Below are 11,511 nucleotides of genomic sequence, written 5' to 3'. Positions count from 1 at the left end.
TGGATGTCGATAATGATCAATCCGTTGTGGATTGTTTGAACATCATTCAAGATGACTGCGGAGCCATTGATATAATCATTAATAATGCAGGGATTGAACGTCATGGAGCCATAGAAGAAATGGACCTATCGGTATTTAAAGAAGTGATGGAAACGAATTATTTCGGTGTTATCAGATGCGTAAAGGCGGTGCTTCCATTGATGCGAGAGAATAAAAAGGGTTGTATTATTAATATAGCCTCAGTCGCTGGTCATATTTCAAGTTCTCCACTTGCACCTTATTCGGCTTCTAAGTTTGCACTTGAAGCCTTTAGTGAAGCCTTAGCTCAAGAAGTAAAGCCTTTTAATATCAGAGTAGGAATTATTGAGCCCGGAATTATCAATACAGATATGGCGAACGCCATTCAGCATGCGGATCCAAATACAAACTATCCTCAGGCCTTTCGGTTTGGTGGCATGTTCAGGGCTTCTCTAGAGCATCCAACTTCTCCAACCCTGGTGGCCGATACAATTTTACATGTGGTTCAAAGTGGCACCTGGGACCTAAGACATCCTGTAGGCCCTGATGCAATACCATTCCTCGATTGGAGAGCCTCTATGACAGATGAAGAGTGGGTGGACTGGAATGCAGCTCCAGATGATCAGTGGTATGACGCTGTTCAGGAAAGTTTTGGACTTGATGCCAGAGCAGGTCAAATAGCATCACCGGACTAATTCGCTATTCGACAAGGTATTTATCCAGGAAACCACTGCTTTTCAAAAAGGCTTCATGGTCCTTAAGAAGCAATATTTCTTCGATAGCGCTTATCTTATCTTCTTGTTTAAAAAAATAGGCTTCGGTGATTTTATAGCCTATCCAGTAGCCCAGATCATTCGGTCTTTGGTCCTTTCCTGAAGTGCCATAGAGCCAGTCCTTATAACTGTTTTGATTCATCACCGTTACAAATTCCCGGCATAGAGCTTCTATGTTTTCTTCCCCGTATGTAAAGGCTTCTCCGTTTATTTGATCTCCTGAGATAAGTTCGCCAATAAAATCAGCACTTCCTTCAATCAGGCATTGAAATAATAAGTCCGGGTTTTTACCGAGATTTTTTTGCTGAAAGTGAATTAGTTCATGGGCCACCAAACCAGGTAAGCCATCCAGATTTTGCTGTTTTTCCAAGCCTAATATGACGCCCGCTTCTGACACAGTTCCACCCGAATTAAATCGACCCACCACAAAATAAATTGGAGGGAATACAGCCTCCGGATACCAATATTTCATGCTGGCATAAATAGCTCTGATCCTTTTTCTTTTTGATTCAAGTCCGTCGAGAAGAAATCTTGATTTTAGATAATCTTCCTTTCTGGAATGCACCATAAGCAATAGTGAATCGGCACTTAATATTCTATTATCTATAAAACCTTTTAATCCCGGGGTGCCTTGCTCGATATAGGCTTCAAAAGGATTGTTTTCCGAATGATCCAATTGATCGAAGGCCTGCCAGAAACGATCGACATCTTCAGTCACAAATTGGGCCTCAAGGGGGTTAGAAGAATAATTTTCTTGTGCATATAAAAGAGAGGAACATAGAAAGACAAGCAAGACTAAAGAACAATGAAAAGTTTTCATGTAAGAGATTTGATAAAAAGGTTATTGAGCTAAAGATAAAGAAAAGAGTAAAGCTGCCGGTCCGGAAAATTGAAATTTAGACTCGTTTCAATTGATCTGTTCGGTGTTTAGTTGATTATTTTTTTCCAATTCCTTTTTTAATTTAAGGTAGAACATTTCCTTCTTAGCTTCCGGGTTTTTAGAAATTCCGGGCTTATTTTTAGTGAGGAGCCGGAATCTGTAATCCACTAATAAAGAACCGGTCAACCATCCCACCAAATAAAAGACAAAGGACAGGATCACTATAATAAACATCTCATCCCATAAAAAGCCGATATCAATGGCTTGCACCGAATCCGAATCTAAAGTGATTGTTTTTAAATTTCCTAAAACCTTAAAAGGGTAACTCAGGTATTCCACAAGGGCTATTTCCATTCTATCAAAGTTGCTGGACATAAAATTAATAGCAAAAAGCGAATAGGCGATGATGGAGATGCCGAAGCCCAGCATATTAGAATATACTTTTCTGTAACGAGGCCATAGTTCTTTTTGATAATGTTCGTTTTTCAAAAGACCTTTGTTGCTCAGCCATTTCCTGATACTAAATATGTGTCTGTATTCTCTCACATAAATAAGCGAAAAATAAACCCAAAAAAACAATAGAATAAGTGGGGTAACAACAACAAAAATGGTGGATATAATCAATAATCCAATCGCAACCAGATCAACAATGGTTTTGTAATTTATATTGAACCTTGATTTATTTAAGCTATCATAATTGATAAAATGCGGAAGAACAACACTCATATATCCTAACATTTTATGATGAGAAAAATATTGCTCAGCACATTGATATTCAGTGTTTTGAGCCTGAATAGGCGATGAATTAAGAATGCAAAGAAAAACAATGAAAGTGGCCCACTTCATAATGTAAGGTTTGGATATTTAAATATAATACGATGATGGTGCAAATACAAAGCATAAAGGACCAACGGTACTTATTACTTTGCGAAGAGCCCTCAATTCTTTTCGGAGCTAATAATCGTCCATGCTCCGATTTCTGTTTTTTGAAAAAGGGGTAGAGCAATTTACGACCTTGAGACATAATTTAAAGATCAGCAGTTGCAGAATTTTTAGTACTTTAGATAGATCCAACCACTCAAAAATGCATACCAAACCAGCGCTGTTTCGAATTTATAATCTATTCAGGCAATCGCAATTATTTTTATTAGGAATTACCCTGTTCTGTGGCGCTGAGATGCGTGCCCAAAGTGACAATTATTGGTCCTGGAATTTTAATACACCATCAGTGCTTCTTGCGGGATCTGTAGTTGGGGGGAATGCCGGGTCCTCATCGGTGTTTTATAACCCTTCTTTAATTAATAATGACAGCATACCTTCATTATCAATAAGTGCAAACGTGTTGTCCTTACAATTTTTTAAAGGAGAAAATATAGCCGGTGAAGGCATAAATACGGATAAATTTATCTTTAAGGTTCAACCTCGATTTGTCTCCTATGTTTTTCCTACCAAGAATAATAAATTTGGAATTGAAGCCGCAATTTTGTCCCCGGTATCAGAAGAGGTGAATTTTACCATACAGCATACGGATGAAGTAGATATTATTGAAAGAACGCTGGGCTTGGAGAACTATGATGGATATTTAAAATATTCAAGAAAATATGAAGATATCTGGGTGGGAGCAGGTTTCTCATATGAGTTGTCAGAAAATTTATCTGTTGGATTTAGTACTTTTTTAGCCGTAAAGACGATGAAATATACCTATCAGCAAGATGCAGACGCCTATCAAAAAACAGATTCAGTTCAGTTGGAAGATCAGCTAATCCCTCGATATATTGCTGAAAATAAGTTAAAGGAAGAGGTAAAATACTGGGATTTGAGTTTTGTTTTTAAGTTTGGTGCAAGGTATAAAACAGACAATGAGAGATTTAGTATCGGAGCAAATATTACCTTACCGAATCTTCATATATATGGTGAAGGAGACGTACGAAAGTCTACAATACGCAGTAATGTTTTTGACAATGAACAAGGAAGTTTTGTTTCGAATGAATCCAATCTAGAATTCGATCAAAAAATCAGCGCCAATGTAAAAAGTCCGTTTTCGGCAGCATTAGGCCTGCAGTATTTTACAAAGAGCAGAAAGAATTTTATTTCATTAACCACGGAGTATTTTCACAATATAGATCCCTATTCAGTCGTATCATACAAAGGTTCAGAAAATATGTTTGAAGATATTTTTGACAACCCGGTGATGTCCTATACAACAGCAGCAAAATCAGTTACCAATGTAGGTATTGGGTGGAAGCAATTTATATCTTCTGATTTTTTTCTATTGGGTGGTTTTCGAACAGATTTTACAGTAGCTGAGACAAATAAATTAGGCATTTTTGGAGATGAAAATGAATTGAACAGGATTCATATGGACAAATACCACCTGTCTGTAGGTCCCGTATTTTCAATGAAAAATTTTAAAGTGATCACTGGGATTCAATATACTTTTGGGCGAAATAATAATATGCAGCAGATAGTTTCCTTTACAGAGCCCGTAGAATATATTTCAAGCATTGATCAATCACTTTATGGAAGAAAAGATACCTCAGCAAGTGCAAGTCTTAACGAGATATCTTTATTCTTAGGTGTTACGGTTGGCCTTTGATAAATTCCTACTTTTTATTTTTACGAGCTTGTTTTTGTTCCTCCTTTATAGCATCATACAGCTGTAATTGGTCAGGTGTAAGTACATTTTCCATTCCGGCACGTTGTTCTTTTTCTATTTTTTTAAGGCTTTTGCTGATTTTTATTTTCTTGGGGACTGAAAGTCTGCCACCTGCATTTTCAAATAATAACTGCACTGTTTTTTTCAAGCCGTTCCCTACAATTGGTACCAGGCTTTCCATTTGTGCATCCGTCAAAGCGGCATCATCTTGAATATCCATCAATCTAATCTCCGCCAGGTCATTAAACATGTCGGACAGTATGGTATCCATTTGTGCGAGATACGCGTCGTACTGGTCTTTGGAAAGAATGGTCTGAAGGTCTTTTCTATAATTATCACGTAGATCTCTTATTTCACCAATCATGGCGCCTACATCAGGTTCTTCTTCTCCTTCATGTTTCAACAAAACACCATCCATATTCGCTCGGTACTGGACTAGTAAAGTTTGTACCTGAACAGCTTGTTTTTCAGATAAATCGAGCATTTCTGTCATATTAGAAATTACCTCTTGCATTTCTTGGGCTTTAACAGGTTGCGCAACAACAGCTCCAAAAAATACCAGGAGCACAACAAAGTTTCTAAGTTTTATAATCATCATCATATTGTTTTTATTATTCGTTTTAAAAATGAAACAGGAATCCAATTTCAGGTCCACTGATCACCATGTTATATAAGAAATAATCTTGTCCTTTTCCAGTATTGTAGTCCATGGCCAACCAACGATAGGCCAGATCAATTTCAAATAATTTAGAAAACTGATAACCTACAAACGGGTTTACCTGCCAGGCAAGGTCAGAACCAATTCCGAACCCTCCAATATCTGCAATCATTCCCAATCGCCAACTACTATCGTTGAACCTTGTCATGGCTCTGGCAACCAGTAAGGGATCTACCCATGTATTGCTCAAGGATCGATCAATTTCAGGAAGTTCGATTTCGCCGGGTCCGGGGCCTGCCAAAGCCTGAATATTGAAACTCTGATTAATTGAGTTTACACGAAATCCGATACCGGCAGACAACCAGTTATTTAATTGATACATTCCATTGAAAGTTAATCCAAGTTGTTGAAGATCTACTCTGGCATCTCGCTGAAGAAGTGGTGTTGTGCCTTTTGCCCCCAGATTCATAAACAGAAAATCAACATTAATGATCCATTTATCTTTTGAAGCCTCAATGAAGAACATAAAACCGCCATCTAAATTTTCAAAAATATCACCGGGGTTGGCATCAACATTTACAAGTTGATTTCCCAAGCCCACATCTCCATTCATACTGGGGAAAATTAGGTAAGGGGCTGCTGTAAAATTCCATGATTTTTCTTGTTTTTGATCTTCTTGGGCAATGGAAGAGAAATAGAAAAAGAGAAGAAAAACGAATAATAATGTATTGGAGTGAAAATACAACCATTGGCATATAGAACCAAGTGGATTTTTAAAGCGATAAGGGTTGGTCATCATTGAGATTCATTGTTATATCTACCTTCAAATATCCGAATAATTTCAATATTTCGCAATATTTATGGCTTAAAGGGGTGTTTTATCATTTCAATAGTATCATTGAATTCATTTTTATTCGGGTGATATACCAAGGTAATTTAAAGGAGCATGGTTGCAGTTCAGCCTGAGGTGTCTTATATTTGCATCAAAATTATAAAGATGAAAAATGTAGTATTTGTTTTAGGGATTATACTTGTTGGTTTGAGTGCGCAAAATTTGAGTGCGCAAAATGTATCGAAAAGTTTAGGACTGCACGTATTTCCGGCAAACAACCAAGATCAGGCAACTCAGGATGCCGATGAGACAGAATGTTATAAGTGGGCTATCAATCAAACAGGTTATGACCCAATTAATCCCACAGTTGTTCAATCAGAGCAGGTGGATACTTCTGCTGATGGAACTGCGGTTCGTGGTTCAGCCAGAGGAGCGGCAGGTGGAGCGGCAGTTGGAGCCATTGCCGGAGACGCTGGAAAAGGTGCTGCCATCGGAGCAACAGTTGGAGCAGCAAGAGGAATTGGAGCAAAAAAAGGAGGAGATGCTCAAAAACAGCAATCGAATGATCAGGCTGCTGCCAATGCAAGCGCAGACTTAGCGGCAGATTATAATAAAGCATTTTCTGCTTGTATGGAAGCGAAAGGCTATTCTGTGAAATAAACAGTTTGTATATCAATTAAAAAAACCTCAGCATCTATTCATTGGATTCTGAGGTTTTTTTATGGACTTAAATGGTGTTGTTACCTAAGTGAAAGAGGTAGGGATATCTTCTATTCCTCTAATAGTTGACCTAACTTATTTTTTAGATGCAGCATGTCATGTCTTAAATCGAAAAGTTCCTGGATGCTAAGTGTTGCAAAAAAACGCTGATCCAGTTGTTGATATTTGTCTATTAAATGTAAAGTTTCCTGATCCATAATTTAGATAACGCAGAATTTCACAAAATAGTTTGTTCAGAAAGTTCCTTTCTTTTTTTAGGTCAAATCGATTTCGACCGTACATCATTTAAACAGAATAGGGTTTAAAAAACAGGTACAAGCAATTCAATGGTTCCAAGATCTTTCGTCTCTCCAACATTAACCTCAATTGAATCTGATTCAAAAATAATATAGTTGAGGTGTTCCACTTTAATTTTATAATCTCCTCCATCGAGTCCGCGAACAATAAAATCCCCGTTTTCATTGGTGGACGTCCCTGTAACATATTCTCCATCAATTGTATAGACACTTACCATGGCATTTTTTAATGGTACAAGGTCATCTGTGCCATCAGTTACAATCGGTTTTCCAACCACGTTCCCTGATATAGAGCCCGAATTTACATTGGCAATGACTCTGATAACCGGTTTTAAATTGTACTTTCCTGAGTTACCTGCTTTTACAATTGATTTTTGAACATCCCAATCAAGAATGAAAGTATAGGAATATCCAGCTTCTAATTCCGTATTTAATTTCAGTTTTAATCCGGATTGTTGCGCACTGGGTGTATCTAGGTTCACAGGACCTTCTTCTCCTTCTATAAGCAAGGTGTTATTGTCTCCTAAAACCAATCTTATTTGTTGCATGATTCCGGAAGGGACGATGACATCCGCTAATAAATGATCATTTCCGCCTACCAATTCTGTTAAATCTACGATCACTGGACTGAAGCCTTCCGGAGCAATACTCGTCCAGCCTGAGTCATCTTCGGTGCTGTTATAGAGCACATCAATAATTTCAACATTTACTTCTTCATAGTCTCCAGGCGCATCGACCAATCGCAGTTGAAGCCTCGATGTGGCATCAGGTGTTTCATTATCATCCGTACAGCTTTGGAATCCTAAAATCGAGACAAGAAGTGTCACGATCATAAATACATTTTTTTTCATAGCAATTGAATTTTCGATAAAAGTACTATTGATTTCTAAAGTAATTCTTAAGCTGAAATCATTAGGAATTTTTGTTCATCGGATTGGGAATACATCCCTCAGGAAGAGAGGAATTACTATTCTTGGGCCTTCTTTTTCGGCGGGTTCTTGTTCTTTAGAAATTCTTAATAACAGCTTGTCAGGATACCCGAATTTAATAGTTGTTTATCCGATAATAGACTTCTTGCATTTCATCTTTTTGTTAAATTTTTCCCAATCACGATAGTTTTGTCTAATAAAAACCATAAATTTGTTAGACAAAAATTTAACTAATACCATTCTCTTATGCAATTCCTTCTACGCAAATTTTCGCTTCTCATTGTATTTGTTCTGTTACCTAACTTGATATCTGCGCAAGATTTTCAAGGAAAGGCATATTATTTTTCGAAATCTACGATGGAACTAGGTAGGTGGGGCGCAACGATGAGTGAGGCTCAAAAAAAGCAAATTCAGGAGCGACTAAAAAACAGGTTGGAGAAAACATACATACTAACCTTTAATAAGGAAGAGTCCGTATTTAAAGAGGATGAGAAAATCGATGCGATCTCTGGCGCGACAGATAGCTGGGGCAAAAATTTTACACCCGGAGAACAGTATAAAAATATAAAATCAAAAACCTTATTGCAAAAACAGGAGTTTTATGGCAAACAATTTTTGATCAAGGATGATTTGTTATCCTTGGACTGGAAAATCGGTAAAGAAACAAAGCAAATAGGACAGTATATGTGTTTTAAAGCGACTGCTTCCATACCAACTTCCGATCTCACCTGGTATGATTTTTCATGGAGCAGCCTCAGAAAAAAAGAAGAGCAGAAAACGGATTCGATCAATGGAGTGGCTGCAGCGCCAGAAGTAGAAATGTCTGAGATTGTTGCCTGGTATTCGCCTCAGATTCCATTGAGTCAAGGCCCCTTAGAATACTGGGGTCTGCCAGGATTGATCCTCGAAGTTAATGTTGGTAATACAACTATTTTATGTTCAAAAATTGTCATGAATCCGGGAGAGAAATCTAAAATTGAAGCACCTGATAAAGGAAAAGAGGTGACAAAAAAAGAATATCAGGAAACCATTGCTGCTAAAATGCAAGAAATGAGAGATAATCGTGGACGGCAAATGAGTAGAAGTAACTAACTATATTTTAGTCAGCTTTCATCAATCTTTCAAACAATCCTCATGAAAAATCTACTTTTTATTGTGTTGCTATGCTCAATGAATATGGCTTTTTCTCAAATTAAATTTAGTGGTGTTGTAAAGGATAGTATCGGCAATGTACTTGCTTTGGCAAATGTAATTGCGATAGACCAGGAAACAGGTACTTTAGAATCGTATGCCATCACGGATGAGAAAGGGAGTTTTTCAATTGTCTTACAGAAAAACAGCACTTATAAAATTCAGGTCAGTTATTTAGGGATGGAGGGATTTGAAGAAATCATGACCATTCAGGAAGTTGATGTCAGCAAAAATTTCATTTTAAAACCGGATCAGGCATTGGATGAGGTTGAATTAACCTATGAAATGCCGGTTACCATAGAAGGAGATACAATCGTTTACAATGCAGACTCATTTAAGAATGGGTCCGAACGAAAATTGGAGGATGTGCTGGAAAAACTGCCAGGAGTGGAGATCAATGAGGAGGGTCAGATTGAAGTGGAAGGAAAAGTGGTCAATAAGTTAATGGTCAATGGAAAGGATTTTTTTGATGGAGATACAAAAATTGCCACCAAAAATATTCCTTCAAATGCGGTTGATAAGATTCAGGTATTACGCAACTATTCCGAAGTCAGTCAGTTGAAAAGTGTCACGAATAACAGTGATAATGTTGCCTTGAATATAAAATTAAAAGAAGGGAAAGAGAATTTCTGGTTTGGGAATATCAAGGGTGGAGCAGGCTATGCTTCCAACGATCAAGGGCTCTACTTGTTGCAGCCAAAGCTCTTTTATTATTCTCCTGAATTCACCTTTAATTTTATCGGAGACATCAATAATGTGGGGGAAGTTGTTCTTACCCCAAGAGATTTAAGAGGATTTGGAGGAGGTTTTAGGGCACCAAGTAGGGCGAGTGGTACGAATTTAAGTTTAGGAAATAATGATTTAAGTTTTTTAACGAGCCAGGACAATGCGCTTTCCGTTGAAAATATTCTTGGGGCGTCAAACTTTAGCTGGTCTCCTTCACGAAGTTTAGACATTAGTGGATTCGCAATTTTTAACAGCAATCTTATTGATTCAAAGCAACAGAGCATCACTCAATATACCGATTCAGACCTGGGGATTCCTAATGAAGTAACCGATCAAACGAGTCAGGAGCGATCTAATCAAGGTCTCTTAAAACTCAGTGCTTCCTATCAGCCCAATGCGAGTAACCAGCTTGATTATGATGTGTTAGGTCGCGTTTCAGATGATTCTCAGGTACAGAACCTGTTATCGTCTGTTGTAGGGAATACATATCAACTGGATGAGACTACTCCATTCAGTATTAATCAAAACATCAATTATTATTTCACACTGGATGAAAAAAATATCTTTGCTTTTGAAGCTCAGCATTTACTGCGTGATGAAGATCCTTTTTATAATGCAATTTTAGAAGATAAGGAGAATTATAAGCCTACGGCTGATACCCTCGGTTTGGATCCGGATCAAGAGAATTATGACATTGCCCAGGAGCGGCGCATAAAATCGAATCAACTTGATGCAAAGCTGGATTATTATCATATCATTAACCCGAAGAGCAATATCAACCTGACTCTTGGTACCATTTTAAGCAGGCAGCAATTCAATTCGAATCTGTTTCAATTCCTGGATGATGGAACAGAATTCTACCCAATACCAAAATTTAATGATGGACTTGCTATTAACGATGTTGAATATAATTTCAGAGATATTTATCTCGGGGCACATTATCGTGTAAAAGTTGGAAAATTCACCATCACACCGGGACTTTCAGTGCATTCTTACGGGAATAGAAATACCCAGTTCGGTGAGGAGTTTAGTGATGATTTTTTTAGAATTATGCCCGATTTTGAAACAAGAATTCAGTTTAAAAATAGCGAAAGCTTAACCTTCAGGTATGATATGCAGAATCAATTTACAGATGTTTCAAAATTAGCCAGGGGCTTGGTTTTAAATGATTTTAGCAGTATTCAATTTGGAGAACCTGAATTACAAAATGCCTTGGCTCACAACCTGAGTCTGCTTTATTCCAGTTTTAATTTGTTTAATTATACCAATGTTTTTGCAAGGGTTGCGTATTCAAAAAACATCGATCAGATCAGGAACATCACCTATTTTGAAAATGTAATCAATACCAGTACTTTTTTCAATTCAAATTTTGCGGACGAAACTGCCACTGCTTTTGGACGCGTACAGCGAACTTTCGGAAAGCTGATAGCTTCTTTTAATTTAAACCTGAATTATTCAAAAATAAATCAGTTTATAGATGAGAGAAGATCTGTTAATACAAGTTTTAATCAAAGCTATACACCAGGCTTACGAACTAATTTTAAAAAGGCACCCAATGTAAATATTAAATATAATTACAGGGTGGCCACAAATAATCAAGGGACTAATTCGACTACCTTTTTCACACATGCACCTTCGATAGATTTCGATGCCTATATTTGGGATTCAGTAACCATACGATCGGATTACACGTACACACGTCAAATATTGGAAGGAGGGAATACAGGTGATTTTCAAACATGGAATGCCTCGATTTCTTATAGAAAAGACAGAGATGCCAAATGGGAATATGAACTGGTGGCAACGAATTTATTAGATATTGATTCCAAGCT

General features: G+C 37.4%; 11 protein-coding genes. 5 read left to right on the top strand and 6 right to left on the bottom strand.

The features are described from left to right. Positions 1-713, top strand: a 713-nt coding sequence (locus tag ACR2MV_RS05475; protein ID WP_434020897.1) for an SDR family NAD(P)-dependent oxidoreductase, incomplete at its 5' end; no start/stop codon positions are given. A gap of 4 nt (positions 714-717) precedes the next feature. Here the strand turns inward: ACR2MV_RS05475 and ACR2MV_RS05470 are convergent. Both ACR2MV_RS05470 and ACR2MV_RS05465 read right to left on the bottom strand, forming a co-directional pair. Further along, positions 718-1,611, bottom strand: a complete 894-nt coding sequence (locus ACR2MV_RS05470) for a DUF2268 domain-containing putative Zn-dependent protease (RefSeq protein ID WP_434020896.1) — start codon at positions 1,609-1,611, stop codon at positions 718-720. Positions 1,612-1,698: 87 nt separating this feature from the next. After that, positions 1,699-2,517: a hypothetical protein gene (locus ACR2MV_RS05465; protein ID WP_434020895.1), complete on the bottom strand. Its 819-nt coding sequence runs from the start codon at positions 2,515-2,517 to the stop codon at positions 1,699-1,701. Between the two features lie 121 nt (positions 2,518-2,638). On the opposite strand from ACR2MV_RS05465, the gene ACR2MV_RS05460 reads away from it, so the two are divergent. Then, on the top strand, positions 2,639-4,267 hold the full coding sequence (locus ACR2MV_RS05460) for a hypothetical protein (protein WP_434020894.1): 1,629 nt from the start codon (positions 2,639-2,641) through the stop codon (positions 4,265-4,267). 7 nt (positions 4,268-4,274) lie between these two features. Here ACR2MV_RS05460 and ACR2MV_RS05455 read toward each other — a convergent pair whose 3' ends face one another. Together ACR2MV_RS05455 and ACR2MV_RS05450 are read right to left on the bottom strand one after the other, a co-directional pair. Beyond that, positions 4,275-4,925, bottom strand: coding sequence for a hypothetical protein (locus ACR2MV_RS05455; protein WP_434020893.1), 651 nt, complete (start codon positions 4,923-4,925; stop codon positions 4,275-4,277). A 22-nt stretch (positions 4,926-4,947) separates the two neighbouring features. Next, complete coding sequence (locus ACR2MV_RS05450) at positions 4,948-5,784, bottom strand: hypothetical protein (RefSeq protein WP_434020892.1); 837 nt, start codon at positions 5,782-5,784, stop codon at positions 4,948-4,950. 198 nt (positions 5,785-5,982) lie between these two features. Here ACR2MV_RS05450 and ACR2MV_RS05445 point away from each other — a divergent pair, with 198 nt between their 5' ends. After that, positions 5,983-6,477, top strand: a complete 495-nt coding sequence (locus ACR2MV_RS05445) for a glycine zipper family protein (RefSeq protein WP_434020891.1) — start codon at positions 5,983-5,985, stop codon at positions 6,475-6,477. A gap of 110 nt (positions 6,478-6,587) precedes the next feature. Here ACR2MV_RS05445 and ACR2MV_RS05440 read toward each other — a convergent pair whose 3' ends face one another. Both ACR2MV_RS05440 and ACR2MV_RS05435 read right to left on the bottom strand, forming a co-directional pair. Then, the gene (locus tag ACR2MV_RS05440) at positions 6,588-6,734 is read right to left on the bottom strand and encodes a hypothetical protein (RefSeq protein WP_434020890.1); all 147 of its coding nucleotides are present in this window, start codon (positions 6,732-6,734) and stop codon (positions 6,588-6,590) included. Between the two features lie 104 nt (positions 6,735-6,838). After that, complete coding sequence (locus ACR2MV_RS05435; RefSeq protein WP_434020889.1) at positions 6,839-7,684, bottom strand: DUF4382 domain-containing protein; 846 nt, start codon at positions 7,682-7,684, stop codon at positions 6,839-6,841. 324 nt (positions 7,685-8,008) lie between these two features. On the opposite strand from ACR2MV_RS05435, the gene ACR2MV_RS05430 reads away from it, so the two are divergent. Continuing rightward, the gene (locus ACR2MV_RS05430) at positions 8,009-8,854 is read left to right on the top strand and encodes a GLPGLI family protein (protein WP_434020888.1); all 846 of its coding nucleotides are present in this window, start codon (positions 8,009-8,011) and stop codon (positions 8,852-8,854) included. A 42-nt stretch (positions 8,855-8,896) separates the two neighbouring features. Further along, positions 8,897-11,511: carboxypeptidase regulatory-like domain-containing protein (locus ACR2MV_RS05425; RefSeq protein WP_434020887.1), on the top strand; the 2,615-nt coding region annotated here is incomplete at its 3' end.

It is taken from the genome of Lutimonas sp. (genome assembly GCF_051011215.1).
Taxonomy (GTDB): domain Bacteria; phylum Bacteroidota; class Bacteroidia; order Flavobacteriales; family Flavobacteriaceae; genus Lutimonas.
The sequence above is the reverse complement of the archived record's forward strand: the minus strand, read 5'-3'. Positions and strand labels throughout refer to the sequence as shown.

Coding starts and splice junctions, on each gene's coding strand:
- ACR2MV_RS05470 (WP_434020896.1), bottom strand. CDS start 1,611: ATGAAAACTTTTCATTGTTCTTTAGTCTTGCTTGTCTTTCTATGTTCC.
- ACR2MV_RS05465 (WP_434020895.1), bottom strand. CDS start 2,517: ATGAAGTGGGCCACTTTCATTGTTTTTCTTTGCATTCTTAATTCATCG.
- ACR2MV_RS05460 (WP_434020894.1), top strand. CDS start 2,639: ATGCTCCGATTTCTGTTTTTTGAAAAAGGGGTAGAGCAATTTACGACC.
- ACR2MV_RS05455 (WP_434020893.1), bottom strand. CDS start 4,925: ATGATGATTATAAAACTTAGAAACTTTGTTGTGCTCCTGGTATTTTTT.
- ACR2MV_RS05450 (WP_434020892.1), bottom strand. CDS start 5,784: ATGATGACCAACCCTTATCGCTTTAAAAATCCACTTGGTTCTATATGC.
- ACR2MV_RS05445 (WP_434020891.1), top strand. CDS start 5,983: ATGAAAAATGTAGTATTTGTTTTAGGGATTATACTTGTTGGTTTGAGT.
- ACR2MV_RS05440 (WP_434020890.1), bottom strand. CDS start 6,734: ATGGATCAGGAAACTTTACATTTAATAGACAAATATCAACAACTGGAT.
- ACR2MV_RS05435 (WP_434020889.1), bottom strand. CDS start 7,684: ATGAAAAAAAATGTATTTATGATCGTGACACTTCTTGTCTCGATTTTA.
- ACR2MV_RS05430 (WP_434020888.1), top strand. CDS start 8,009: ATGCAATTCCTTCTACGCAAATTTTCGCTTCTCATTGTATTTGTTCTG.